The following is a 25,976-nucleotide window of genomic DNA, read 5'->3' as shown; positions in this document are numbered from 1 at the left end:
AACGAATTTTAACAGGTATCCTAATGCCCTCTGTACGAATCAAAGACAACGAACCTTTCGATATCGCTCTGCGCCGTTTTAAGCGCTCCTGTGAAAAAGCAGGCGTACTGTCTGAAGTACGTCGTCGCGAGTTCTACGAGAAGCCGACCGCAGTACGCAAGCGCAAAGCTGCTGCCGCAGTTAAGCGTCACGCCAAGAAGCTGCAGCGCGAAAACCGCAAGTTCCAGCGCCTCTACTAAGAGCCGCAGGCAGCATTAAGCCTGTCGCAGCGAGGCAGCCAGACGGGCTCAGCCCCGTAGCGGTATTCAAAACGGCGTGCGAGCCCTACTCGCGCGCCGTTTTTCGTTCTGCCAACCGCATTCTCCAAGCACGGCAGACGCGCTATCCTTAGCGCTCAACTCCCTAAACCACAATCAATGCCAATCCCGGAACACTCACTATGAGCACTCTCAAGGACACCCTGACTCAAGCCACTAAAGACGCAATGAAAGCGCGCGACAAAGAGCGCCTGGCCACCCTGCGTCTGATCAATGCTGAGATCAAGCGGGTTGAAGTGGATGAGCGCATCGATCTGGATGACGCGCGTATCCTCGCCCTGCTGGACAAGATGACCAAGCAGCGCCGCGATTCCATCACCCAGTACGAAAAGGCCGGCCGCGCCGAGTTGGCAGCGGTGGAACAAGCCGAGATCGAGGTTATCCAGGAGTTCCTGCCCAAGCAGTTGACCGAAGCAGAAATCAGCGAGATTGTCACCTCAGCAGTGCAGAGTACCGGAGCCAGCGGCATGGCGGACATGGGTAAAGTGATTGCCCAGGTGAAGCCCCAGGTACAGGGCCGTGCAGATATGGGTGCCGTGAGCAAACTGGTTAAGGCTCAGCTGGCCTAACCTCCAAGCCGATTACGGAACACTATGCCCAGTAAAATCCCCCAGCACTTTATCGACGATCTGCTCGCCCGCGCAGATATCGTCGAGCTGGTGGACAGCCGGGTTAAGCTGCGCAAGACGGGAAAAAACTACTCCGCCTGCTGCCCCTTCCACGACGAAAAGACTCCCTCTTTTACCGTGAGCCCGGACAAGCAGTTCTACTACTGCTTCGGCTGCGGCGCCAACGGCAACGCGATCGGCTTCTTGATGGAGTACGATCGCCTGCCATTTCCCGAAGCCGTAGAGAAACTGGCGGCCACCCGTGGCCTGGAAGTTCCTCGAGAACAGCTCGCCCCAGGGCAGGAGAAACGCCAGCGGGAAAGCCAGAGCCTCTACCAGCTCGCGGAAAAAGCTGCGGAGTTCTACCGGGAGCAGCTGCGCAGCCACCCCGCTGCTGGCAGCGCCGTTGCCTATCTGCGCAATCGCGGCCTATCCGGGGAAATCGCACGAGATTTTGATATCGGCCTGGCCCCTCCCGGCTGGGATAATTTGCTCAATGCCCTAGCAGACAACGCAGAGAAAGCCGACCAGCTGGAGCTGGCCGGGCTCGTTATCCGCCGCCAGGACAGCGATGGCAACAGCAAACCCGGCGGGCGCCACCATTACGACCGCTTCCGCAACCGCATTATCTTCCCTATCCGCGACCAGCGCGGCCGCACTATTGCCTTCGGTGGGCGGGTGCTGGGGGACGAAAAGCCCAAGTACCTTAACTCCCCGGAAACCCCGATCTTCCACAAGAGCCGCGAACTCTACGGCCTGTGGGAAGCGCGCCAGGCCAATCGCAACCTGGAACGCCTGATCGTGGTAGAGGGCTACATGGATGTGGTAGCCCTGGCTCAGTTCGGTATTCGCTGCGCCGTAGCCACCCTCGGCACCGCCTGCGGCGAGGAGCATATCCAGCTGGCCTTCCGCCATACCAGTGAGTTGCTTTTTTGCTTTGATGGTGACCGTGCCGGCCGCGCCGCAGCGCGCCGCGCACTGGAGTCTGCCCTGCCCCATATGCAGGACGGCCGCAGTCTGCGTTTTTTGTTGCTACCGGAAGGAGAAGACCCAGACACCCTGGTTCGCCAATTGGGCGGCGAACGATTCCAACAGCTAATAGAAGAGCAGGCACGTCCCCTGGAGGACTTCCTCTTTGATCTGCTCAGCGAAGATATCAACTTGCAGACCATGGACGGCCGCGCACGCCTGTCCAAGCTTTCTGCTCCCCTGCTAGATTTGCTGCCAGAAGGCGTTTACCGCCAACTGATGTTCCAGCAGCTCGCCTCGCGTACCGGTCTCGACAAGGAGACCCTACAGGAGGTGATTCGCGCGGAGAAAAGCCGTAACGCCCAGATACAGCGGGCACAGGCACAACCGGCAACCGCCAATCCAGCCCCAAACCCCTCTGCCGACCTGAGTGAGGAGCTCCAGCACCGCACCCCACCAGAACCCTGGCCCCGCGAAGGCGAGGCTCATCCAGAATACTCCCCAGCTCTCGCAGACAGCCCGCGCCGCACAGGCCAGTACCGCCTGCCCCCTGAGCGTATGTTGGTGGCATTGATACTGCACCACCCGGAGTTGGCCGCACAGATTGAAGACTTGCAACAGTTCCACAGCACCGGCAACCCAGACCTGGCGCTATTTGCACAACTGGTAGAACTTTTCAAAAGTCGTCCACAGCTTAATTTCCGCCAGTTGATCGGCCACTGGCGCGCCCATCACGGCGCTGAATCCAGCGATATACTGGCAAAACTGGCCATATCCCCCCTGGTATCCGGGGTTCGCCACCTGGCCCAGGGAGACAGCAACCTGGAATACGACCCTCTGGCTGAGTTCAGCGACTGCCTGCGCCACCTGGAAAAGTCCGATGCCAAACAGCGCAATCGCAATCTTTTAGCTCAGTTAAAAGCCGGTGCCCAGCTCAGCCAGGAAGAACAACTGGCTTTATTGGCCAATTGGCGCAAAAAAGACAATTAATCTGCAATAACCCCTTGAAAACTGCGGCCTCAGCACTATATTCACTCACCCCGCCGGGCGGGATCGGGAACCCCAGCACCCTAAACTTCGCACCAGAGCCGTTACTTGACAGCTAGAGTGGTTATTGCTAGTGCAAATACGCTATAATCCCGCGTCTTTGTCCCGTATTTTCATCCCCAGAATTCAGGGTTGTGCATGACCGACAAAACCCAGCAACAGACCTCCCGCATTAAGGAGTTGATCGCCCGCGGTAAAGAGCAGGGCTATCTCACCTATGCCGAGGTAAATGACCACCTCCCGGAAGATATTTCCGATCCGGATCAGGTGGAAGACATTATTGGCATGATCAACGACATGGGCATCAAGGTGTTTGAAAGCGCCCCTGATGCCGAAGAGTTGTTGATGGCCGAGGGCGACAGTTCCGCCGATGAAATCGCCGCTGCCGAAGCTGCCGCCGCACTGGCTGCAGTTGAGTCTGATGTAGGCCGCACCACCGATCCGGTACGTATGTATATGCGCGAAATGGGCACCGTAGAGCTGCTCACGCGCGAGGGCGAAATCGCCATTGCCAAGCGTATCGAAGAGGGCCTGCGCGAGCTGATGGCAGCCCTCGCCTACTGGCCTGGCGCAGTAAAGCAAATCATCGATGAGTACGCACTGATCGAGAAGGAAGAGCGCCGTATCCCAGACGTAATTTCCGGCTGGCTCGACCCCGCCGAAGACGTACCACCTGGAGCCCAAGCCGGCCAGGCTGCCGAAGTAAGCAGCAACAGCAGCAGCGAGTCTTCTGAAGGCGAGGAGGACGATGACTCGGATGACGCCGACGACTCCTCCAGTGAGGAAGAAGAGGAAAACGCCGGCGGTCTCGATCCAGAAGAGCTGGCCGAGCGCATGAATGCGCTGATCGCCGCGCAGAAAGCCGCCGATGAGGCTATCGCCACCCACGGTCGTGACTCCAAGGAAGCCGGTGCTGCTCTGGAAGCCGTCGCCGATCTGTTCCGCTACTTCAAGTTGGCACCACGCCAGTTCGATCCGCTCTACGGCGAAGTTCGCGACATTCTCGATAGTGTGCGCAGGCAAGAGCGCGTCACTATGAATTTGTGCATCAAGCGTGCTCGCATGCCGCGCAAGACCTTTATCAAGGAATTTCCCGGCAACGAGACCAATGAAGATTGGATCCCCGCGATCATCAAAAAGAAGCGCGACTACTCTGACGCATTGCGCCATGTGGTAGACGATATCGTCCGCGCGCAGCGTAAGCTGGCCCAGTGCCAGGAGCGCTCCGGCCTAGACGTAGGCCAGATCAAAGAGATCAACCGCCGCATGTCCATCGGCGAAGCCCGCTCCCGCCGCGCCAAAAAGGAAATGGTGGAAGCTAACCTGCGCCTGGTGATCTCTATCGCCAAAAAGTACACCAACCGTGGCTTACAGTTCCTGGACCTGATTCAGGAGGGCAATATCGGCCTGATGAAGGCGGTAGACAAGTTTGAATACCGCCGCGGCTACAAGTTCTCCACCTACGCCACCTGGTGGATTCGTCAGGCCATCACCCGCTCCATCGCAGACCAAGCGCGCACCATCCGCATTCCGGTGCATATGATTGAGACTATCAACAAGCTCAACCGTATCAGCCGCCAGATGTTGCAGGAGATGGGTCGCGAGCCCACTCCAGAAGAGCTGGGCGAGCGTATGGAAATGCCGGAAGACAAGGTGCGTAAAGTCCTCAAGATCGCCAAGGAGCCCATTTCCATGGAGACTCCTATCGGTGACGATGAAGACTCGCACCTGGGTGACTTTATCGAAGACCAGAACCAGTCCTCTCCGGTGGACACCGCCACCCAGACCGGCCTGCACGACGCCACCCGCTCCGTGCTGTCCGGCCTGACCGCGCGTGAAGCCAAGGTACTGCGTATGCGCTTCGGTATCGACATGAATACCGACCACACCCTGGAAGAGGTGGGTAAGCAGTTCGATGTAACCCGTGAACGTATCCGCCAGATCGAGGCCAAGGCCCTGCGCAAGCTGAGGCACCCATCCCGATCGGAGCACCTGCGGAGCTTCCTCGACGAGTAAGCCCCCACGAAAAAGCCCGGTTCGACCGGGCTTTTTTATGTGACACAATCATGACCGCCCGCAAGGGCCTACGGATGGCAGGAGAGCAGCATGCAAAAAGAAGTCGCCAATAAACCGGAAGAGTCTGAAGAAGTCGCCAACAAGCCAGGTAAAAAAGGCATTGCCCGCCTGATTGCCGCCGCCAAATATTCAAGTGAAGGTCTCACCGCCGCCTGGCGTAATGAGGAAGCCTTTCGTATTGAAGTGATCCTCGCTATCTTCTTTGTCCCTTTTGCCCTCTGGGTTGGAGACACCCCTGCTGAACGCGCCGTATTGATAGCTGTTAGCCTGGTGGTATTGCCTTTGGAGCTGATCAACAGCGCTATTGAGGCCACTGTGGACCGTATAGGAGCCGAGAAGCACCCACTGGCCAAGATCGCCAAAGACACCGGCTCTGCCGCCGTGGCAGTGGCCCTATTAATGTGGTTTATCGTCTGGGGTTGTATCGTGATCCCCAAACTGCCGATTTAGCCGTGCTAATTAAAAAGTATTAAATATTAAAAAGGGAGGCTTAGCCTCCCTTTTTAATATTTGAACAACCGTACCAACTTGAGCTAACAAACCAAACAAGCGTACCAACAATTAAAATAGTGGCGCTCAACCCTTGTTATCTAGGTCAGCAAACTCAACAGAAAGATTCGATCAAATAATAGCCACTGGGATTGACGTTGTTTCGAAAACTCGATGGGAAGAAATCTCTGCCACAAAGGCATTGATTTAAAAGGAAAAATCTTGTACTTTGCCCAACCGCTTGCAACGATACCCGCAAGCATAGTGTGGGCCCTTAGCTCAGTTGGTTAGAGCATCCGACTCATAATCGGCAGGTCCTGGGTTCAAGTCCCGGAGGGCCCACCATTTCGCTACCCCTAAAAACCCCAGTTAATCCTGCGACACGCTTAGCTTTCCGCGTTATTCTTTAGCCCAGCACGGCTTAATACATCCTCCCAAACTTTGGAGCTAAGAAAGTAAGTTCGAGGGTAACTTTTAAAACTATTAGTTTAGATCCCCCCAAAGGTTCGGCCGTAGTCCCGCCACCACAGGGATAGCCCGACAGCGCTGACAGAGTTTCAGGTATCGCCACCCCACACAAGCTGTTGACCCCCGGTGCGCATCCAAAAATCTGCCTTAAGCGACACGACTGAAGCGAGATGATACCCGCCAGCTACTGCTGGATGGTATCGAACCGAGTAGCCACTGAAAAAACAAACAAGCAAAGTGCTATGAGACCGCACCAATTTTTTCAGAACCGATCGGTTAAAGTGAGAAACCTGAGGTAGATAAGCAAGACCTCAACCTCTAGAAACGGCTAGTAGTGATATTTAATCTTTATAGTGAGTTTTCTAGATGAAAGGAGTAGATAAATATTTTCAGATTTACCCACTCCTATTTTCCACTTAATTAGAGTGATCGCCTTTCACCAAAGAAGAAAACTCTGGATGTGTAACGATTTTATTAATGAGGTCGGATACTGCAGGTTGGAAAGCCTGAGCGACTTGCTGGCAGGCCTTATCTGCAACCCAGTTCGTGGAGAAAGGATATATAGATTCGACTTTATAACCTTTATTGGATGAAGAAGAAATAGTTGCTGAAAGCTTCCATTTACCTGCGCCAATGTTTGAGTTGAAGTCCAACTCTGTAATCTCTCCTCGAATAGATACTTCTGAACTCTCATCATAAGCATCAGCCATCTTTAATTCATTGATGAATGCATTATGAATATACGATTCAAAAGTTTGATCATTTTGATTTTTAATTGGGCCAGCGGCACGGCAACCTATGGATGTATGCTCCTTACCTGAAACAGATGAAAACTTATTAACAGATACTCGACCCTCACCAGCAGCCTTAATAGCATTTACATTTTCTGGAGTAGCGCCGTAGTTAGCGGTTACGTAGCCACAACCAACCATATAAAGAGTGGTATAAATTATAGACAATGCTTTAAGTAATCTCATTGAAGCTCCAGCCTGTGTGTTTTTTAAACAAAAATAATACCAATTGCAGGGTGTCTATTCTACTATAATTTTTTTGATAAATGGTTAGATACTTCAGTCTCTATCAAGGATGCGTCCGATAAATAACGATAATCAGAATATGCTAGAAACATGATTATCTCTCTCCCTCACGGACAACAAGCTCAGTAAGTCTCCACCTTTTCTGTTTTTTGACTACTATTTAACTTAGCCATGAAAAATTGGATTTATATATCTGCTAAATCAACAAAGTGGGCACTCTTTGGGAAAACTAACGTACTCGCGTTATGACCTTTTATTACATTTGCATATCTCAACTGAAAAGGTCAGGAGGAGTAAAGTTTTAATATACATTACCTTAGAATTCATATGAGTATATTATTTGCATAATTTCGGAACAGCCTCCTCAAAGGGCTGATTCGTTTCCTTTAAAGAGACTCTGAAAATCCCCATATGCTTATAAGGAGGGTCGCCCTGCATCCCAGGGTTTATCATATGAATGACATAGCATCCAGAATACACTACCGTTTTTCCATCCGTTTTCTTAGCTAACAATGCCACTGGCAAGGCCCAATAAATTTGTCCTGCCCCAGGATCTGGACTGGTCGCTCCAAATTTTACTTTTACAGATTTAGTATCGCCGTAGCCTTCTTTCCATTGGTTAAAATCTGCCGGAGGATTAATTAAGTAGCTGTAGGCTTGAGCATAATAACGGTGATTAATTGCATAGTAGTAGCTTTCTATCAGTGCTTCAGGGGAGGATCTATCATCCTTATAAGACCACTCTTCCGCCAATACTTTAGAAACTACGAGTGTAACCACAGACAAAAAGACTAAAATCCAAATATAAAGCCTTATATACTTCCTCATAACTCTACCCATCTCGATTAACTCCATATTCTGCATGGGAACATAAAACCTAGATTGCCAACATAAGTGACACACGTTTACCCGCCAAAAATTCCAGCGGGCTCAAGTAATTTAGTACTTTCCTAGGTCGAGTATTGATTCGAAACACTGCGTCATCAATACGGCTTTTTGGTATCTTGCCAATTTCCACTCCTTTTGGGAAGAAGCGCCTCAAAAGGCCATTAGTGTTTTCGTTCAGCCCGCGTTCCCAAGAGTGGTAAGGTTTCGCAAAATATATTCTGCATCCTAGCTTCTGCGCAATCGATTGATGACCTGCAAATTCTCCTCCATTATCGAAGGTGATGGTTTTACAGATGGCCTGATATGGCTTCAACATCTGCTTGATCGCCCGGCTCACTGTTTTCTTGCTCTTATTTGGGACTCTGCGAGTGAGCAATAATTTGGAAACTCGTTCAACCAGTGTCACCAGATAGCCATCTTGACCATAAACTGTATCGCCTTCCCAGTGACCGATCTCAGTGTTTTCATCGACAATCGCAGGTCTTTGATCAATATCTATGCGCTCTGGAATAAGCTTTACGCCTGCCTCGGAACCTGCCCGTTTCTGATAAGGTTTGGCTTTCCTTGGCAGACGTGACCTCCAGTTAAGTCGACTGACCCAGCGGTAAATTGTTGAACAACTAACCGTTTTCGCACACCTCTCAAGCTGCATTCGCCCAGCGATTTGTTCAGGACTTGCATTTTTCAGCTGGTGGTCGATTTGTACCTGCATGGCAAAGTCGAGCTTGGTATGTTTAATAGCTCCGTGCCGTCGTTGCAGTGCCTGACGGTGGGCACTCTCGGCACAGTAAGGGCTGTAACGACCAAGCTCACGAGAGATGGTCTTATTGGATCTATTGAGGCGTAGTCCAATGGCTCGGGCTGAATAGTTCTGCCCATTAAGGACCTCAATCTGGTATCGTTCTTTCAAGGTCAGCTGGTTGGTACGGGTTCCCATGAGGTTCCTGGCTTGTTTGTGTGGAAGCTTACTAGCCTACAACCAGCTGGCCTCCTTCGCTATCGCCAAGTGTGTCGGTTATTGTGAGAATCTAGGAAATTAAGTTAGATATGTAAGCAAGCAAATTTTATATGCTTATGAAATATAGTGTTTTCAAAGATTGCTTCGCTTAATAAAAACTGTCCTAACGAGCTTAATGCTCCACCTATTTAAGCCATTTTCATAAAAATACAATGGGGTCGTCAGCAGCGGAATACTTCTCTGGTACTCCTTTGTAGTATCTGGACTCGATCTAGGCTTCCGAAGTCTCGCCTCATGCTACTTGAGAACTGCCAGTTTTAACCCCATGATCACAGATCATCGTCGGTTGAGTTAAATACAAGCATGTGACCGCGTTATTCAACAAAAAGGTGAGTATTATGAAAGCATTGACGCTTAAAGCGCCTGGAGGCTTGGAGAACATTTCTCTGAGTGAAATTGATGACCCCGGCAAACCGGGACCAGGGCAGATTCGGGTTGCTATTGGCGCATCCTCACTCAACTTCCATGATTTACTGGTCGCCGACGGCAGTATATCCACAGAGAATGGTCGTATATTGATGTCAGATGGCGCAGGCACCGTAGAGGCCGTTGGCGAGGGAATCACTGAATTTAAGGTAGGCGATTCCGTAGTTTCCTGCTTTTTTCCCCAATGGCAAGCCGGGCCCGCGTGTCACAATGTTTGGGGCTTTGCCAATACGCCAGGAGATGGCATTGATGGAATGGCTGCCCAGTATGTAGTACGTGATGCCACTGCATTTACCCTCGCACCCAAAGGCTGGAGCCACACTGAATCCGCCACCATTACCACAGCAGGCCTCACGGCCTGGAGGGCCCTGGTGAGCGATGGCAAAGTAAAACCTGGAGATACCATATTAACTCTGGGCACTGGTGGCGTATCCATTGCCGTAATTCAAATTGCTAATATGTTGGGTGCCCGAGTGATTGTGACCTCATCCTCCGATGAGAAACTGGAACGAGCCATGAAATTGGGGGCAACACATGGTATTAACTATAAGACTCATACACAGTGGTCAGAAAAAGTGTTGGAGTTAACCCATGGCACAGGGGTCGATCACATTATCGAGCTGGGTGGTCCCGCAACTTTGGAACAATCCATTCAGTCAGTTAGGGTCGGGGGCCATATATCTCTGATTGGGGTGTTAACCGGCAGAGAGGGAGAAGTCCCAACAGCTCTATTGATGGGAAAACAGGCTCGTCTACAGGGGCTGGTTGTGGGAAATCGCTGTGAACAGCAGGATTATGTTGCAGCACTGGAAAGTAATGCAGTACATCCGGTTATCGACAAGACATTCCCATTTTCTGAACTAGAGAAAGCTTTTGAATACCAAACCAGCGGATCACATTTTGGTAAGATTTGTGTGGAGTGGTAATTATTTGTTTTTAAGCTCTACTGCATAAGAAAAAAATAACACACTGCTTTCGGCGTTAACTGTAGATAAGCCATCGGAGCTCGCTATCGGCATATCTATTTTATAGAACTCCGAGAGCAGTGTTTTAATTCCAAGGCGAAAGATGATATTTACGATGACTTGATCTGCCTTTCACGATTTGTATCTTGAATATGGTTAAGTAACTGCAATAGTGCTCCGTCTTTACCCTGCTTGTAGTCACGCCAGCTAGTCATCGCCGGAAAATCTGGATAAAGCGCATCAGCAGGTGATTGAATAAAACGATAATAACGCTTAGAAATACTTACTTCTCTATTCGAATTTTTAAGCCTGAAACGGTTAGTCTCAGCAGCTATATTTGGATCAGCACCTGTCGGAGCCCCCACCAAGGTGGCATTAAGAATTTGCTGATACTGGGCGGCATTACTCATCGCTGCTGATTGAGTACCTTCATCAATCATTACAAATATGCCGTTGCGCCAGTCGAACTGATCCAGTCTTTGAATACATGAGGAGAGAGCCAAACCTACGTAAAAGTTTCCACCATGATTATCTCGAAAATCGATAACAAGATTACGTGCTCTGCTAGCACGCATGACATCGATAATATTTTCACACTGCTTTTGAAGCTCAATCAACTCCGGATAATTATCAAAATTCAAGTAAATTGTATCGTACTTACTCAGGAAGGCCAGACGGATACCAGGCAAATCTATATTATAGTAGTTAATATCAGGCACCAAAACCGGATACTGTGTACTCAATCTACCGAATTCCCCCATAGAAACAGAGTTCACTTTTATAGAGATAGGTTTACCATCTTTTGAAAACTGATAAGTTACCTCACCTTGCCCATCAGTAATGCCAACGCCATAGAGAAACTTAGCTAAAGTGACATGGAAGCTTAAGGAAAATTTAAAACTATATGGGTTCTCAACATAATTTACAAAAGGTGCCAGATACTGCTCTAATTTAGGTATGGTATAACCATTGATCGCAGTTAGATCAGCCCCCCGCAAAAAACTGTATTTCTCTACAGAATCTACCACTTTAAGCTTATCGCCAAAGCATTTAAATCGAAATGGGTAATGTTTATGAGGACCAGACATTATATTATAGGAGGTGTGAGCATCTCCAATACTACGCATTATGCGCATTACTCCCACTTCTACTTCCGCTTCATTCATATTGGGCAAACTTTCAAGCAGCTTATCAATTTGCTCATCGAATTCATATTTCTCAATATTAACAAACGGATCAATGTGACGTGCCTCAATTAAGCTGTGTAATTACTGTATATCTTCCTTCCATAGGTCCACCTCTTCAGCTTCAAGCGTGTAGGCTTGGCATGAGAAAAATAATAAATAGGTAATCAAAAATAATTTTTGTTTCATACTGGATTCCGGCTGAAAGAAGAGGGAGATACTCCAAACTGAAGGTGAAATGCCCGACGAAAACTATCATAACTGGAAAACCCTACCCGTAGAGCCACTTGCTCCAAACTCAGGGACTCGCAGGTAATCAAGTCACGCGCCCGGTTGAGACGAATTTGATTTAAATACTGGCTGGGCGTGCTATGTAAATGACGTTTGAATAAGCGAGTCAACTGACGTTCACTAATAGCTATTCTCTCAGCCATATCGGAGACACTAATAGATTTTTGGTAGTCTTCAGCCAACCACTCCAGCAGGGGGTTGAGACGCATACTATCGCCAGACTGCACTTGTAATAGGTCTGAGTACTGCGCCTGTCCCCCGCGACGCTGTAAATAGACCACCAGCTCCTTAGCAACACTGGCAGCAATAGTGTTGCCGTGGTCCCTGCGAATAATCTCTAAGGCTAGGTCTACACCGGATAAAACACCGGCAGAAGACCAGATTCCCTCACTTTCAATAAACAGGGGATCCTCTTCCACTTGATAATTTACTGCCTGCTGTGCCAATTGGCGGCAATGTCGCCAATGTGTAGTAACTCTATGACTTTGCTCTGGAAATACCTTTGCTAGAACAAAAGCACCGGTACAAATACTCACCACTCTTGTGGCATTTTTTGCGATCAACCTCAAGGCATTGAGCTGCTTTGAATTCAATTCCAGCTGCCGCATCCCAGTGCCACCACAAATTACCAGGTAATCGATTATGGGAGCCTCAAAAATATCGCAGTCTACCGAGAGTGACTGACCATAAACTGTATTAACTGTTCCAGTAGAAAGACCGAGCAAGCAGCAAGAATAAGCCTCACTGACAAAACTGTTGGCTTCCATAAAGGCATCCAGGGGGCCGAAAAGATCTAGGGCCTGAAATCCATCGGCAATAAAAAAACCAATCTTCCTACTCATAGTGTCTCCTCCATAAATCCATTCTACAGCTTAGGAGGTGTCTTATGAGACACAATTACGACAAATACAGACATATAGACTACCAATATGAGCGGGTCTATTGTTATCAACCGCTAACAGTTGCAAACCGCCCTATCCCCTTTTTTGTGATTAAAGGGTTTACGCTCAGTAGTGAAGCATTGGGAGTTCATTCTCCTGGATAGATCTTATTTTTGTGGTTTCAGTTGGGACTATTAAAGTGGATATTCAAATAGAGATAGCGCCCAAAATACAATAAAGGGGCTTACTTGATGAGCTATATAGAAGAAAGGCATCACTTTAGTAGAGTGACTGAACTGAGAAGATCACTCTACAAGGGAGAGTGGGGCATAGATAATGCTGATTAGGACCGCTACAGCTAAGGCTCTGAGTTAGTTATACTCCTCCTATAACAACTTAGTACCGCCGATCAGTTCTTACTACGGCCAAAGAACAGGATTTATGATCTTCTCACCTGCACTGCTCGCCATAGTTATGGCCACCACCACACTAAACAACTGTACCGATGGCATTGCTCTGGCAAGAGGTGTAGCCGCTATTGCGAGGGAATACCCTTGGTTAAGCGTAGATAAGAAAGACTATTTACTGCGGAACTACCATCGTATGTACATCATTGTACCCAAGAATCCCGACACCAACCCTAACAGCGGTGGTATGCCAACGGCCACAGTAAACAAAGAGAATTGTGAAGTAATTAATGTTCACCTGGCTCGCTAACTCAATACACCTAGTTGCCTGCCATTAATAAACGGAAGATCTAATCCTGCTTTCAATACACCATGTCATCCTAACAACATTTAAAAGCTGTTAACGCCACACATTAAGATCATAAACAGTAAAAAACTTCGAAGAAATTGAATATTTCAATAATTTACTTACAACTCTGCCAAACTAAAAAATGCGGCCAACATCGTTCCCAGCATAATCAAGGGCAAATAAACCAGAGTTAAAACAATGTATTTTATACAGGCTAGCAGCCAGCTCTCAGAATACATACGCCTTTGCATCATAAAAAGGTTTATCGGCACCCAAAGAAATAGAAGCAGCATTATTCCGTAACATATTATTTCGGCCCAGAATAAGGGTTCAATAGACTCCTGCACAAGAAAAATTATGGTTTCCAATAATAGTGTCAGACATACATAAGCATGACCATGAAGAGCCACTATGACGTGCTCCATATATAGATGTTTTCTATTAAAATAAAGCAAACTCAAAATTGCTGAATATATTGGAAGCATCAATAGAAGCATGGTGGGTAAGGACCCGAAAAATGCCTTGGCAAAAATAGTTGGATTTTCTGACACTCTATCAATATTCTTCCTTGCCTTATCAAACTCTAAATCAAGCCACAAGTACCACGAATTTGGCAAAAATCTTACACCAGTGATCCTAGCTTCGAAAGCTGAGAGGATACTATTAAAAGTTATCGACCATACCTCTTGTTTGTTATCTGCACCAAGGACTGTTAGCGTCCTACCCCCGGGCAAATGCCAATCAAACTGCTTATCATTACTGACTGATTCTCTATTAGAATCGTTTATATTTATTCCTGATTTAACAAAAGTGTTATCCCCATTAGGAGAGGAAGTGTATTCACTGGAAATACTCCAGTCACTACTAATACGAATCAAGAAAAAGGCGCTTAAACAAAGAAAAATAAACAACTTTGCCGGACTGACATATTGAGCTCGTTTCCCGGATAGATACTCTTTAGTTAGAAATCCCGGAGACAATAATAAAGCCGGAAGAGTCCTCCAAATGCGTGCATCAAATGCTACAAGTGTATTCAGAAAATCATAAACCACACTATAAAAGTTTCTTACAATGCCTTTTACCGGCTGTCCACAGCCATGACAGAAAGGCCCTAAGAGAATCGTATTGCAGTTTGCGCAATAATCACTTCTTTCTGCTGAAGATATCTTTGAGCGCCTAACATCCATGGCATATACCTTTTAGAGCCAGCTATGCTTTTTAAACATCAAACTTATTTATATCGTAAGGAGTATACTCAGCCGCCACTATAGCTCAGCCAAACTCCAGACTAAAGTGACTACCACACCCATAGACAGCAAACAAAGATAGGCTAATCCGACAAAGGAGTATTTACACAGGGTCATAAACCAACTCTGCTGATAGATACATTTCTGCATCAAAAATAGATAGATAAGCACCCAAATAGTTAACCCCATCATAAGATATTTATAAATTGAAGACATAAATGGCGAAATAAGTAATTTACTGCTCACAAAATATAAGAAATTGGCAACCAGGATGCTTAAAAATATGAAAGCATGGCTATGCAAGGCTACAATCAAATGCTCCATATATAGCCGACGCTTAAAAACATAGAGCAGCCACAAAATCATGGAAAATATTGGCAACATTATTACCATGACATAAGGAATAGTGTTAAGGAATGCTTTTCTTAAACGACTTGGATTTTTAGCAACCTCCTTAATATTTTGATTAGCATTTTCAACTTTATCATCTATCCATTCTTTCATTGTTTTTGGCAACCCCTCTATATCCATTCGAATCAATTTATTATCTTGATTGCCAGAACTATCATTTACTATTGATTGCCCTGCAAATTGCAGATTGTCTTTTGAGGTTATATGCCTTTTATCATGCCCTTTTTTTATTTCGTTTATAATCTCTTCTCTAGCCTCAATTAAAACTTTCTCGCTCTCGTCAAGTTCTCCTAGTAAACCCTTACGTCTGAGGCTTTCAATTTGAAGCGACTGATCTCCCTGCACAGTCTGACCGAGATCTGAACTTCCTGACTCCGGGGCTTCCCTTGGTGTATCAGTATTAGAAAATGTCATTGACCAATCACCACTCAGACGAGCAATAAAAAGGCTAGTAATGCAGAGAAAGATAAAGAGTCTCACAGGACTTACATAACGTACCCGGCGGCCAGAAAAATATTCCACAGTTAGGAATCCTGGCCGGAAAAATAAAGCAGGCAAGGTTTTCCATTTCCTTGAGTCAAGCGCTAATAGGGTATCTAAAAAATCACCAACAACAGATGAAAAATGCCTTACCATCCCTTTCACTGGCTGACCACAAGCATAGCAATGAGAGCCTAGTAACTTTGTAGAGCAGTTAGCACACTCATTATCTTTACATTTAAAACCGGTCGTTAATGTCGTACTACTCAAAACCTACTTCCCTAGACATTTTATTATGTGTTACTTCACCAGCATTAAAAAATCCAACATTATTGAATTCAATTACCAGTAGGGTTTATTCATTAATTAACAATCTCAATATGTGATGCAGAGGACTTTCCGGTTATGTTATACAACATTAAATTAAAAAAAATATGTAACTATCTATTTCTAGTTAACTATAACTCTGCCAGACTCCACAATATCGTTAAAACGGCTCCCACAGACAGCAAACTCAAATAGGCCAACCCTAAAAAAGAATATTTACATAGGGTTATTAGCCAGCCCTGTCGATAGACACGCTTTTGCATACAAAACAGGTAAATAGGTATCCAAACAACTAGAACGATCAAAAGACCATCGACAAATGAAGCAATCGCACTATATCCAGCAAATTGCTCACCCATACCGTAAAATAGATTGGCAATCAATATACTTAAGCAGATAAAAGCATGGCTATGCAGCGCTACAATCAAGTGCTCCATATAAAGCCTGCGTTTAAAAATATATAGCACCCACAGCATCATGGCAAAAAATGGCAGCATGATGATTAATGTGGAAGGTAGTGCTCCCAGAAATGCTTTCTTAAATCGATTTGGGTCTTCAGTCACCCTCTCTACATTTTTATGGGCGCTCTCAACCTTCTTGTTAATCCACTCTTCCACAGAGCCAGGAAGCCATTTAACTTGTAAAAATTCTTTATCTAGTTCTGTAATGGTTTCATTTAGCCCCGAGGTAATTTTATCTTTTGTGAAGTTACCGGAATCAACTGAATCCCCTTTGTTACCACTCAGGTTATTATTAAGCTCATTTAGGTCTGTTTTAAGTTCAACTTGTTCTTTGACAAGATCAGATTCGAGCTCTTCCAGATTGACAACTAAGATGTTGTCATTTGCATGCTCTTGCTTAAGTTTCCGAATATTTTCTACGGCATCATCATAACCCTTTCCAGCAGACTCAACATCCACAGCTACAACTTCCGTGTTGTTAAAATTAATAGCCCAATCACTATTAATTTGAGTGACAAAAAAACTGGTAATACAAAGGAATATAAACAACCGCACGGGGCTTACATAGCGCACTCGGCGACCAGAGAAATACTCGGCAGTTAAGAAGCCCGGTCGAAAGAACAGAGAGGGCACTGTCTTCCATGTACGCGAGTCAAATGCCAATAGAGTGTCAAACAAGTCTCCAATAATAGAAGAAAAATGACGTACCATGCCTTTGACTGGCTGACCACATGCATGACAGTGAGGGCCTAAAAGCTCAGTTTCACAGTTGGCACAATGATTTAACTTTTGAGCTGTATGATTTGCAGATGCCGTACTACTCATTACCTATTACCCCTCGACATAAAAAAATTATCTGATTGACTCAGAACATACCCTCGCGCCCAAGTATTAATTAACGAGTCAAAATAGAATTTCCTCAGTTAGTAGAAGCCTGCTAATTATCCAGATTTTCAATTCGAATAAGAATTTATTTGTTGATTTACAGGATCCAGGGAGGAAAAAAAAGAAACGCGCCTATCTTAAGGCGCGTTTTGCAAGACTTTTGGCAGTAATTGCTGGGTATCAGTTATCCAGCAGGAAGCGAGCGATAGTTCGCAGACCATGCCCCTTGGCACCAGCGGCCCAAAGGTCATTGGCGCTAGGCTGGTAAGAGCCGGAGAGATCCATATGTACCCAGTTTCTCCCATATTCCGGTACAAACCGGGCAAGGAATGCAGCCGCAGTTGAAGCACCGGGTGTGCCTTCCAGGCCAATATTGGAGATATCGGCAAAGTTAGAGGGTATTTGCTCCAGGTGGAAAGGCTCCAGCGGTAAACGCCAAGCTCTCTCACTTTCCTGTGCAGCCGCATTCAGCACTTTTTGAGCCATTTTATCTTCGAAACTGAAGACAGAATTAAAATCGCGTCCCACAGCCATTTTGGCGGCCCCCGTAAGAGTGGCGGCATCCAAAAGACAGCGCGGCTTATCTTCCCCTGCGGCGAGTAGGCCGTCTGCCAATACCAGGCGTCCTTCCGCATCAGTATTCAATACTTCGACGGTAACACCATTCCTGTACTCAATAATGTCGCCCAGTTTAAAGGCATGGCCGGAAACCAGGTTTTCCGCACAGCAGAGGTACAGTTTCACCCTTTTTCCCAGGCCGCGAGCAATCGCCAGGGCGAGACCTCCAGTTACCATAGCGGCGCCGCCCATATCGGATTTCATGGTGGCCATGTTATTGGAGGGTTTAATGCTGTAACCACCAGAATCGAAGGTGATGCCCTTGCCCACCAGGCAGGTATCTACTGCCGCATCCGCATCGCCCGTGGGGTTGTAGTCGAGCTGTAGCATGACCGGCTCGCGTACACTGCCGCGGCCCACATTGTGGATACCGACAAAACCATCGCGCAGCAGATCATCCCCCGCTACTATGCGATAGCTAACCGCTTCTGGGGCAAGCGTTTGCAACATTTCCGCAGCGCTCTCCGCCAACACTCTAGGCGAGACATCATCCGGCGTACCATTGGTAATCTCGCGAACCCAGCGAGCGGCATTCTCACGTGCGGCCAGCTCTTTTAACTCCCCGGCATCCTCTGTAGCCCAGTCGATTTTATTGCTGACGCGCGGATTAAAATAACCAGCCCAGAAAGCCCAGCGGCTTTCGATATCCCAGCCCTCACCACTAAGCGCAACTTCAGTTACCCCCATACCATCGAGGCGTCGCGCCGCGCGTTGGGCCGCTACCAGTGCATCGCCTTTCGCTGCACCGATATGGATATGGGCTTCAAAGCCATTAAAACTGAGCAGCGCCGCCTCACCCCAGGGTTCCTCTGCAGTGCCTTCAATCAAATGAACGCGCATAACCTTTGCCATACAACACCTTTTTTTGAAACTTGTGTGCCAATTTTATTGGGATTCACGCTGCATTCTAACAGTACATCAAAAATACTCGACGATTGCGCCGCCACGATCACGACAGATAAACTGTCAGCAGAAACACAATAAACCTTCAGGAAGAAAAGATCTTAGGGAAAATACATGGCTGAATCCTGCCACTACCATTCCAGTGCCGATGCATCCTGGCAGTGCCAACCCTGTCAGCGCAAATACTGTAGCGAATGCATTCCGGGCTCCAGCGCCAATTATCAGGGCCTCGGTCCTGAGTGCCCACTGTGCCGAGACCCAGTGGAGTATATCGGCGCCAGTAACAGCGCCAAGCCTTTTTGGCAGATGGGCATTTTTTACTTTCTCTATGCCCTGAAACCCGGGCCCCTGGCGATTGTGGCTCTGGCGGCTGCGGCCAGTTTATTAATCTCGAGCCTGGGACCTTTAGCCATCGTAGTCATGGTGGGAATCGTTGCCCTGGTGAGTCGCTACAACCTACTGGTTATCGAGCGGCTCGCCAGTGGGCAGCTGGAAGCTCCGGAAATTGGTGATGCCCTGGACGGCAATAGCGCGCCGTTGTTTCTAAAAGTCATTGCGATGACCCTGGTTGCTGGTTTTGTCGGCTACAAGCTATTAGCCTTGGGCATGGGTGCCGTGCAGGTTTATGCCTTCGCCCTCTTCCTGTTTGCGCCAGCGGCGATGATTGTACTGGCCCTTGAGCACAGCCTGCGTGCGGCAATCAATCCTCTCAAGTTACTACAATTTACTTTGATTATCGGTTGGCCCTACTGGCTGCTGTGGATTACTACCACTGCAGTTTCCGCCGCGCCCAATTTACTAATGGCCATTGCCATTGAGAAGTTACCACCCTGGTCCCTGGCTCCGGTGATCGCGGCCACTACCACCTACTTCTATATCGTGACCAGCGCGATGATGGGTTATATCTGCCTGTCTCGGCAACAGAAACTGGGCATCCAGGCCGAGCTGGATGATGAAAGCACCTATATGGACGAGGAGGAATTTAACCGCGCACGTGCCCTGGCGGATGCACAAATATTAATGCGCGAGTCGAATCTGCCAGCCGCACGCCAGGCCCTGGTAGATGGACTTCGACGCCACCCCAATGACGAAGCACTCAACGAGCGCTACTACCGCTTACTTCTGGCAACCCAGGACCAAAAAGCCCTGCGGGAACTGGGTCCGCACCTGCTGGATAAGTTTGTACAAATCAACCGGCCACACAAAGCTGCAGAACTCTACCTGGCTACTGAGCCCACGCCGCCGATCACTAAACCCGAACTTCGCCACGCCCTGGCCAAAGTGCTCTATCAACAGCATAAATATCAGCAGGCCGCGCAATTGCTGAACAATCTGCACAAGGAAAATTATCCACAATTGGATGCCGCCTACTTGCTGCTCGCGCAGGTGTATATGGACGGATTGAGCCGAGAAGATCTAGCCAGGAAATTGCTACAGTTTATCAGGAAGAAATTCCCGAACACCCCTCTGGCCAATCAGATAGACGCTTTGTGGAAAGTATTAAACAGTTCAGAAAGTACACACTGATTTATTCACAAGAGTCCGCAAACAGGAAGTATGGGCCAACAGCGCGTTTCGAGTAAAAAGTAGCGCGCTTCGGTGACCAGTTTTCACCTCGTAAAATATCAGAACCACTCTTACCAGTGCTTCAAAGCCCTGTTCCATACATACAGGCAGCGGGCAAAGCCATTGTAGATTTTGTTAAGGCACCAACGCAGACCCGGTATTTTTGACAATCTTGCTTTCCACTGCTCACTGGGAGAATTCTCCCAGATGGCTATAAATGCTTCATAGCCCACCCGCAGATGCCCCTGTGTATCAATCACATGTAGGCGTTCCCGCACAAACTCCAGATCGACACTGAGCTGTTGTGCTTTGGCGTTATCAAGGTGCACATCTTCCCAGTCCACACCACATGTGGTGTTTTTTTTCTTCTGTGCACGAATTCCCGCATCGCATACCGGACAGGCAGAATTGTAGAAAACACGAATTTTCGTGGACATAAAGGAAACTCAGCGTTTGCAATTAGCGGGGATGCTCAATATCTGCGTGATCCACCAGCTCCCAGGGCAAGCCTTTGTTGCGGTAAATCCTCTTATTTTTATTTGGGTAATCGGCCACATCGTGATCCAGGCGTTGGCCTACCACGATACAGCGTAGAGTACCCTCGCCGGTATTTTTCATCACGTGGGGGAGACCATTGGCCGGGTAACCAATAAAGTCCCCTTCACTCACCGTATGGGTATCTTCACCAATTTGCACTGACGCCTGTCCTTGCAGGATATAGACACACTCATCTTCGAATTTATGGCAGTGATATTCAGTGGATTCATACCCAGGCTCTATTTCGATGATATGAAAACCAAAACCGCTTATCCCGGTAATATCCCCCCAGGGATTTATTACGACGCACAGCATTCGGGTTTAGGAAGTGCACCTTGTGCTCCCCTTCCATTTCCAGGATTTCTTTGTTTTTAATAATAGATTTATTCATTTGGCTCCCCTGCCAATTTGATCTTATTGATACTCACTGACGATTGTCCAGTTGCCAACGTATTCCAATATATAGACCGCTGCCTTCTAGGGCTGACCAGATATTTCCATCCCCTGGGTTAGCGCTTTCATCTCTCGCGCACGCCCTTCCTCCCCCAGGCGTCGGTAATAATTCACCAGAGCCATGCCCAACTTGGGTATCAGTGGATGTTGCACCCGCTGCGCAATTAGCCTGTTTAAAAGCTCTTCCAGCCAGGACCAGTTTTTCACTTCGGCGGCACGGCGCGCCATAAGCAGGCAGGCTTTGGCGGTGAGGGCGCGCGGTGTCTGCGTAGCTTGTCGATAGTTTCGATAACCAGCCTCAAGAATACGGGCATCGATGGCCGGGTTGGCAGCCTGGGCGAAGAGCGCCAGATTGGCGCGGTGATACGCCTCACTATCGGGATTAATCGCGGTCAATTCGATATAGCGCTGAATCAGAGCCAAATGATCGGGATACTGACGCACTGCCGCGGCCGCAGCTTCAGCGGCCTCAATCAACTTGCCCTCTTCCTGGAATCGGTCGATACGCGTCAGCGCGCTCTGTTGTGGCGAGGGTAATTCCTCTTCCTCCACCGGCATCTCCTTTAACGGTGGGCGCCAGTAAATCAGCATCAAGGCCAGGACAAATCCGGCCAACAAACCGCCGGTGTGGGCCCAATAGGCAATACCCGCATCCCCGTAAAAGTAACCGAAGATTTCCTTGCCCAGCCACAGAGGCAGCACCATTAAAGCTGGTGCGCTGAACTCGCCAAACATAAATCCAACGGTGTAGAAGAATCGCAAACGCCGCACGCCGTAGATAGCAACGAACATACCCATTATCGCTGACACGGCACCGGAAGCACCGACCATGGGTACATTACTGCCAGACTCCACCAGCATATGCAAACCAGCCGCGGCCAGGCCACCGAGTAAATAGAGGGCGATAAACCAGAGTCCGCCCAGAGCCAACTCCACCGACAAGCCAAACAACAACAAAAACACCATATTGCCGATCAAATGATCCCAGCTGCCATGTAGGAACATATGGCCGAGCATGCCGGCCACGCTGGGCTCCGCCGGGATCAGGCCCAAGGCCATGCTGCTGACTTGGTTGCGCAGCCCGGCAAAATGCAGGCGCTGTTGCAGCCACTGGCTCTGCCCTTCCTGTTTCAGCTTGGGCAGCAACCACTGGTGAAACTCCGTATTCCACAACAGTTCCCGGTAGACGAACTCCTCTCCCTCCACATCCATCTGCAGGCGCCACTCTGGGTGCTCCTCGTTGACGTAAACCAGAAAGCGCTGCTCTTCCAGGTCTGGCAGGTCACTGTCAAAATAATACTCTTCCGCCTGTTGCCAGCGGGCCTCATCTCCCCCCTGGTAAAATACAAATATCAACAGGTTGGCGAGGATCAGCGCGAAGCACATCAGTGGAGGGCGGCGCCAGTCTGGTTTATTTTGGATCGGGATTATCAGCACCGGCGTTTCCTTATAGATATTGCACGAGCGCCCGATAGCAAAACGCAGCAATAAAAAATGACAGGGATGAAGCCAACATTCTCGTCGGCTATTTGGAAAATACTACGCCTGTTTGCGGCAACTCAAGTCCAGTGCAGCCCGAGAGGCACTACTTCTTCTCGCTTTTCTCGTTTTTCTCATTTCTCTCGGAGTGGGCGATCAGCACCGGCGCATCCCAACTGCGCAGGTGCAGGTCTCGTTGCGGGAAAGGCACCTCGATACCCTTTTCACGGAACTCCCGCAACAACTCCAGATTGTAGAGTGCATAGGAGTCCCCCAGGGAGGTGACCATATTGCTGTTCACCCATACCACCAGTTTGAAGTTCAAGGCACTGTCGCCAAACCCCATCAGCCATACCTCAGTTTTACGCTTCCAGTCGGTATGGGTGATATTGACCCGCGAGGCGGCTTCCAGTGCAGCCTCGCGCACCAAATCCGGGTCGGAGGAATAGGAAACCCCAAAGGACACATGGATACGGCGCACCGGGTCATCCAGGGTATGGTTAATCACCCGCCCCGCCACAAACTCCGTATTCGGCACCAGGATATCCACATTGTCGCGGGTGGTGATGCGTGTGGAGCGTACATTGATATCGCGGATACGGCCAAAGACACCGGACTCCAACTCCACCAGGTCGCCCACCTTGAGCGGTCGCTCAAACAGCAAGATCACCCCCGAGATAAAATTGGAGAAGATCGCCTGCAAACCAAAACCAAGCCCCACCGATAAAGCACCGGCCACCAGTGCCAGCTTGGAGGTGTCCAGGCCGAGCATGCTCAATACTATGATCAGGGCGACACCGATATAGGTGTAATGCAGTACCCGGCTCAGGTTGTACATGGAGGATTCGCTGGCGTGCTCCCTGCGCACGAGTCGATGCAGGAAGGCGCGAGTCAGCATCGATAGCAACCATGCACAGACCAGCACAAACACCATCTTGGCAATCAGGCGTAGCGTGATCGGATTTTGCGCGATGGTAAACAGCTGGTAGTCCGCCAAAGTACGCCAGCGCTTGTATACCTGGCGGCCTGTCAGGGCCAGGCGCTCACGCACCGTGGCCCACCAGCCCTGGCGTTCGCGGTAGACTTCCAGCTGGGCTTTTTCGTAGCGCTGGATATCCTGCTCCAGGTCGTTGGCCCGGGCCAAACCGCTGCCAATCCGCTCAAAGTAAGCCCACCAACGGCTCAGGTCGGCGTTTTCCTCCTCATCGCGCCAGGCCACTACCTGCCGCTGTCGAATGGCCAGTTCCCGCGAAGTACTCTCAATCACCGCATTGGCGTTCTCCAGCAGCTCACGGCTGACAACCAGCGTCTCCTCTTCATTCTTGGGATTCAATACGCGGTTGATGGACTGCAGCAGCTCACTCTTGCGCTTGCCCAGATGCTCCTCCAGCAGATCCACCTCCAGCTGCATCAGGGTGAGATCCTTTTTCATATTGACGTCGGGATCGGTGGAGGGCTCGGTGGAGCTCTGAATACTGGTGCGGGTAGTGGCAATGCGCTCGATTTTTTTCTCGCTATCGGTGATAGATTTTTTCAGTTTCTCGGCGTCTTTTTCACTGAAATGCAGGTCTTCGAGCATGCCCCGCAACTTGGTTTCCGCCAGATCAATTTTCTCCTGCCAGGTGCCGAGGAACTCATTCACCGTTTCCAGCTGCTCAATAATATTCAGGTGATTAATCTGAGCCAGCAACAGCGCTTGCGCCGCCTCGTCCTCTTCATCCCCTTTGGCATCGCGCAGCACAATGACCTGCTTGCGCAGCTGCGCCAGGGATTGTGCGCGACTTTCCCGTAGCTGGCGCGCCTCCAACTGCACTCCACTTAAACGGCGCTGACCCCGGCTGATAGCAGCATCGGCACGGGCCCAGTCGAGTACGGTAGGCTTTTCCGGAAACTTCACATCCGGCATCAGCTCAACTTTTAAGTACTCCTGGCGCTTATTCCAGGTGACCTCCACCCCCTCCAGGCTCTGGGTGATTTTCTTGGCACCTTTTTGCAGCGCTTCGTCATCTTTCGGCACTTCCTGCTGCCACTCCTCCCAGCCTTTCTTTAAGGCCAGCAGCCACTCCCGCCGCTGTTCCGGTGATGCGCTGGTCCAACCGGTCCACCAGTCTGCAGAGGGGTCGGCGAACTCGGGAACTACCGGTTTGAATTCCTTGGGTTTGGAGCCCGGCAGCTGGGCGCTGGCCGCCAGGGAAAACAGGGCGAGAAAAATCAGGCAGAGAGCGAGCGAAAAAAAGTGGGGTAATCGGTGCTCGGAGCGAGTCTTATGCTTTTCAAAATAATAAGAGTAACCACCAGCGCCCAGCATAGAGTACACATCTGTCCGTGAAGCAGTATCTGCGAGGGGAAAGCCTGCCCTTAAGGGCATATTCCTTGAGTGTAGCCGAGAGCCGCCTGGCTCCCGCCCCAAGAGCTCAAAGAAAACTCAATAACGTCTGCGCCCATAGCCACGCATACAATTGAGGTACTGCCTTCGGTAGGCTCGCGTACTGGTCACCGACGCTCTGCCGAGTTGGTGCGTACTTCTCACCAAATTGGCAGCCCTGGTTTGACAAAAGACTTCCCGACGGCCGAGATTGCGGCCGGAGCGGCGTACACCGCGTGAATGCCGTAGCTGGCTGACGTTACGGGAGGATTCATACTTAGGAGGGTAAGCTCGGGAAGTCTCGTATTGAGGTGGGTAAGTGCGTTCTGACGGATAGGTACGCTGTGAAGGATAGGTACGCTGAGAAGGATAGGCCCGTGAGTAAATTCTCTCCCCGGACTCTAGGGGGTTGCGGCTGTAATTGCGCCAGTTAGCCGGCGGTGTCACCACCACAAATTGATTGTCCTTTGGGTCAAATTCGAAGAAGGTGCCATTGCCAGCCCGTCGATAGTCCTTGCCATCGAGGTAGAATGAAGTCCCCATAGGAACTTCCGGTACTTTGGCTCCCAGTGGCGGCTCCACGCGGGTATAGCCATCTGGCCCCTGCCGGTAGAAGTTTCCGTCTACGTAGAAATAGATCTCATTATTGGCTTCGATAAGGCGCGCCCCGTCTGGAAGGCGCACCATCTGCGTCTCCGCTAGAGGTGCTGAGGTCATTGTCAGTAACAGCAGCGCGAACAGGAAACGCATAAGACACCTCGGCGAGCAAGTAAATGTCGCAGAAGTGTATTGTCATGGAACTTTGTTCCCCAATTTAATTTATG

General features: G+C 49.1%; 23 protein-coding genes and 1 tRNA gene. 9 read left to right on the top strand and 15 right to left on the bottom strand.

Annotation, left to right across the window (positions count from 1 at the left end; translation table 11 throughout):
- Positions 1–23: 23 nt before the first annotated feature.
- The 6 genes from rpsU to FIU95_RS01850 all read left to right on the top strand — a co-directional run bounded on the left by rpsU (position 24) and on the right by FIU95_RS01850 (position 5,851).
- A complete protein-coding gene (rpsU, locus tag FIU95_RS01875) occupies positions 24–239 on the top strand; it encodes a 30S ribosomal protein S21 (protein WP_020411530.1) in 216 nt (71 codons plus the stop codon).
- 200 nt (positions 240–439) lie between these two features.
- Positions 440–886 carry a GatB/YqeY domain-containing protein gene (locus FIU95_RS01870; RefSeq protein ID WP_152450985.1) on the top strand — a complete coding sequence of 149 codons (447 nt, stop codon included), beginning with the start codon at positions 440–442 and terminating at the stop codon, positions 884–886.
- Between the two features lie 24 nt (positions 887–910).
- The gene (dnaG, locus tag FIU95_RS01865) at positions 911–2,884 is read left to right on the top strand and encodes a DNA primase (RefSeq protein WP_152450983.1); all 1,974 of its coding nucleotides are present in this window, start codon (positions 911–913) and stop codon (positions 2,882–2,884) included.
- Positions 2,885–3,079: 195 nt separating this feature from the next.
- Positions 3,080–4,957 carry an RNA polymerase sigma factor RpoD gene (gene rpoD / locus FIU95_RS01860; RefSeq protein ID WP_152450981.1) on the top strand — a complete coding sequence of 626 codons (1,878 nt, stop codon included), beginning with the start codon at positions 3,080–3,082 and terminating at the stop codon, positions 4,955–4,957.
- Between the two features lie 90 nt (positions 4,958–5,047).
- Entirely contained in the window at positions 5,048–5,467 is a 420-nt protein-coding gene (locus tag FIU95_RS01855; protein ID WP_152450979.1) for a diacylglycerol kinase, read from the top strand.
- 307 nt (positions 5,468–5,774) lie between these two features.
- Positions 5,775–5,851, top strand: a tRNA-Ile gene (locus FIU95_RS01850).
- A 539-nt stretch (positions 5,852–6,390) separates the two neighbouring features.
- On the opposite strand, the gene FIU95_RS01845 is transcribed toward FIU95_RS01850, so the two are convergent.
- From FIU95_RS01845 to FIU95_RS01835, 3 genes are all read right to left on the bottom strand, one after another.
- Positions 6,391–6,951 carry a hypothetical protein gene (locus FIU95_RS01845; RefSeq protein WP_152450977.1) on the bottom strand — a complete coding sequence of 187 codons (561 nt, stop codon included), beginning with the start codon at positions 6,949–6,951 and terminating at the stop codon, positions 6,391–6,393.
- Positions 6,952–7,347: 396 nt separating this feature from the next.
- Positions 7,348–7,851, bottom strand: coding sequence for a hypothetical protein (locus tag FIU95_RS01840; RefSeq protein WP_216646293.1), 504 nt, complete (start codon positions 7,849–7,851; stop codon positions 7,348–7,350).
- A 37-nt stretch (positions 7,852–7,888) separates the two neighbouring features.
- Positions 7,889–8,836 carry an IS30 family transposase gene (locus FIU95_RS01835; RefSeq protein WP_152450975.1) on the bottom strand — a complete coding sequence of 316 codons (948 nt, stop codon included), beginning with the start codon at positions 8,834–8,836 and terminating at the stop codon, positions 7,889–7,891.
- A gap of 419 nt (positions 8,837–9,255) precedes the next feature.
- Between FIU95_RS01835 and FIU95_RS01830 the strand changes: the two genes are divergently transcribed.
- Entirely contained in the window at positions 9,256–10,269 is a 1,014-nt protein-coding gene (locus FIU95_RS01830; RefSeq protein WP_152450972.1) for an NAD(P)-dependent alcohol dehydrogenase, read from the top strand.
- A 149-nt stretch (positions 10,270–10,418) separates the two neighbouring features.
- Here the strand turns inward: FIU95_RS01830 and FIU95_RS01825 are convergent, their stop codons facing one another.
- Positions 10,419–11,474 carry a peptidase S41 gene (locus tag FIU95_RS01825; protein ID WP_152450970.1) on the bottom strand — a complete coding sequence of 352 codons (1,056 nt, stop codon included), beginning with the start codon at positions 11,472–11,474 and terminating at the stop codon, positions 10,419–10,421.
- A gap of 203 nt (positions 11,475–11,677) precedes the next feature.
- Positions 11,678–12,625: a GlxA family transcriptional regulator gene (locus FIU95_RS01820; RefSeq protein ID WP_152450968.1), complete on the bottom strand. Its 948-nt coding sequence runs from the start codon at positions 12,623–12,625 to the stop codon at positions 11,678–11,680.
- A gap of 480 nt (positions 12,626–13,105) precedes the next feature.
- Here FIU95_RS01820 and FIU95_RS01815 point away from each other — a divergent pair, with 480 nt between their 5' ends.
- Positions 13,106–13,381: a hypothetical protein gene (locus FIU95_RS01815; protein ID WP_152450966.1), complete on the top strand. Its 276-nt coding sequence runs from the start codon at positions 13,106–13,108 to the stop codon at positions 13,379–13,381.
- 158 nt (positions 13,382–13,539) lie between these two features.
- On the opposite strand, the gene FIU95_RS01810 is transcribed toward FIU95_RS01815, so the two are convergent.
- The 4 genes from FIU95_RS01810 to pepB all read right to left on the bottom strand — a co-directional run bounded on the left by FIU95_RS01810 (position 13,540) and on the right by pepB (position 18,701).
- Positions 13,540–14,607 (bottom strand): DUF3667 domain-containing protein, encoded by a 1,068-nt coding sequence (locus FIU95_RS01810; RefSeq protein ID WP_152450964.1) that lies wholly within the window; start codon positions 14,605–14,607, stop codon positions 13,540–13,542.
- A gap of 78 nt (positions 14,608–14,685) precedes the next feature.
- Positions 14,686–15,828 carry a DUF3667 domain-containing protein gene (locus FIU95_RS01805; RefSeq protein WP_152450962.1) on the bottom strand — a complete coding sequence of 381 codons (1,143 nt, stop codon included), beginning with the start codon at positions 15,826–15,828 and terminating at the stop codon, positions 14,686–14,688.
- Positions 15,829–16,016: 188 nt separating this feature from the next.
- Positions 16,017–17,171, bottom strand: a complete 1,155-nt coding sequence (locus tag FIU95_RS01800) for a DUF3667 domain-containing protein (protein WP_152450960.1) — start codon at positions 17,169–17,171, stop codon at positions 16,017–16,019.
- Positions 17,172–17,411: 240 nt separating this feature from the next.
- Complete coding sequence (gene pepB / locus FIU95_RS01795; protein ID WP_152450958.1) at positions 17,412–18,701, bottom strand: aminopeptidase PepB; 1,290 nt, start codon at positions 18,699–18,701, stop codon at positions 17,412–17,414.
- A gap of 165 nt (positions 18,702–18,866) precedes the next feature.
- On the opposite strand from pepB, the gene FIU95_RS01790 reads away from it, so the two are divergent.
- Positions 18,867–20,279, top strand: coding sequence for a hypothetical protein (locus FIU95_RS01790; protein ID WP_152450956.1), 1,413 nt, complete (start codon positions 18,867–18,869; stop codon positions 20,277–20,279).
- Between the two features lie 110 nt (positions 20,280–20,389).
- On the opposite strand, the gene FIU95_RS01785 is transcribed toward FIU95_RS01790, so the two are convergent.
- From FIU95_RS01785 to FIU95_RS01765, 6 genes are all read right to left on the bottom strand, one after another.
- Positions 20,390–20,755: a DUF393 domain-containing protein gene (locus tag FIU95_RS01785; protein WP_152450954.1), complete on the bottom strand. Its 366-nt coding sequence runs from the start codon at positions 20,753–20,755 to the stop codon at positions 20,390–20,392.
- Between the two features lie 22 nt (positions 20,756–20,777).
- On the bottom strand, positions 20,778–21,104 hold the full coding sequence (locus FIU95_RS01780; protein WP_371416958.1) for a cupin domain-containing protein: 327 nt from the start codon (positions 21,102–21,104) through the stop codon (positions 20,778–20,780).
- Positions 21,082–21,246, bottom strand: coding sequence for a hypothetical protein (locus FIU95_RS21395; RefSeq protein ID WP_253869155.1), 165 nt, complete (start codon positions 21,244–21,246; stop codon positions 21,082–21,084). The genes FIU95_RS01780 and FIU95_RS21395 overlap by 23 nt, the downstream gene beginning before the upstream one ends.
- A gap of 86 nt (positions 21,247–21,332) precedes the next feature.
- On the bottom strand, positions 21,333–22,745 hold the full coding sequence (locus FIU95_RS01775; RefSeq protein ID WP_152450952.1) for a rhomboid family intramembrane serine protease: 1,413 nt from the start codon (positions 22,743–22,745) through the stop codon (positions 21,333–21,335).
- 148 nt (positions 22,746–22,893) lie between these two features.
- Positions 22,894–25,095 (bottom strand): mechanosensitive ion channel domain-containing protein, encoded by a 2,202-nt coding sequence (locus tag FIU95_RS01770; RefSeq protein WP_152456046.1) that lies wholly within the window; start codon positions 25,093–25,095, stop codon positions 22,894–22,896.
- Between the two features lie 117 nt (positions 25,096–25,212).
- Positions 25,213–25,902 (bottom strand): DUF6515 family protein, encoded by a 690-nt coding sequence (locus FIU95_RS01765; protein WP_152450950.1) that lies wholly within the window; start codon positions 25,900–25,902, stop codon positions 25,213–25,215.
- Between the last annotated feature and the right edge of the window lie 74 nt (positions 25,903–25,976).

Origin of the sequence: Microbulbifer sp. THAF38 (assembly GCF_009363535.1) — a bacterium.
Classification (GTDB): Bacteria; Pseudomonadota; Gammaproteobacteria; order Pseudomonadales; family Cellvibrionaceae; genus Microbulbifer.
This window is presented reverse-complemented; position numbering and strand designations above follow the sequence as displayed.